Here is a 1,092-nt window from a genome sequence, read left to right on the forward strand (position 1 = left end):
CAGTGGCTCGCTTTCAGCCTCTTCTCTTTTAGAACGATTATAAGCACGAATCAAATTCCCAATTTCTTGTGCTTTCTGGGATTCCTTATTTTCCAATCTAAAGTACATCCAAACCTCCTTGAAAACTGATACAGCTTGATTATAGTCCTATTTCCAAAGACTGTCAAACTAGAAAAACCCATCAACCTGAGTTGATGAGTTTCAAATCTATTTTCTAAATTTCCACTGGCTGTATATCCCGAAACCGATAATCCAGATAGCTGAACCGATTGCTCCGACAAATGTAGACTCTTGTAAAAAGAGGGTTACAAAGACAAAGGCAAAGAAGAGCATGGTTAAAGGATTTAAGAAACGATAATGGGGCATGAGGTAGCCATCCGCCATAAAGTCTGGTGACTTGCGATATTTAAGGTGAGCCACCATAATCAAGATATAAATGGCGATATAGACGCCTGATGACGATGCTGTAATCAAGGCAAAGGCATCCGAAACACCTGGCAAGACATTGATAAAGGCTGCTAGGGCAATCAAAACCGCTGAAGCAATGATAGCATTTTGTGGCACGTTATGACGAGAAAGGGTATCTGCCTTGATTGCTTTTAAGAATGGATTTGGTGAATCATGAGCAATCTGGTATAAATGACGTCCTGTTGAATAAAGGGTTGAGTTAAGGGCAGATGCTGCTGACGTCAAAACGACGAAGTTAATCAAGGCCGCTGCCCACTTGATACCTGCTAACTCAAATACTGTAACAAAGGGAGAATCAGCAGAGGCAAGCTCACGCCAAGGAATAATGGACATAATGGCTAAGAGAGCTCCACCATAGAAAAAGACGATTCGCAAAGGAATTTCCTTAACGGCTTTTGGCAAGACCTGACGTGGATTTTTGGTTTCAGAAGTTGTTACCCCGATAAACTCAATCATGAGATAAGCAAAGAAAACCATCTGGAAGGCCATGACAAAGTTCACTCCACCATTAGGGAAGAGGGAGAAATTGTCGGTGATATTTGCTAAACTTGCTACTCCATGAGGTGTCTTAAAGCCTGTCAAGACCATAAAGACCCCTGTGGCAATCATAGCTAAAATAGCCAC

The 1,092-nt window shown here is 41.8% G+C and carries 1 protein-coding gene and 1 pseudogene; both read right to left on the minus strand.

The window, feature by feature from the left end; translation table 11 throughout:
- A pseudogene (locus QZ359_RS06850) lies at window positions 1-108 on the minus strand (GNAT family N-acetyltransferase); the annotation flags it as partial.
- 99 nt (window positions 109-207) lie between these two features.
- On the minus strand, window positions 208-1,092 hold an 885-nt coding region (locus QZ359_RS06855), incomplete at its 5' end, for an amino acid permease (RefSeq protein ID WP_293964583.1).

Source organism: Streptococcus sp. (genome assembly GCF_019414905.1).
GTDB lineage: Bacteria > Bacillota > Bacilli > Lactobacillales > Streptococcaceae > Streptococcus.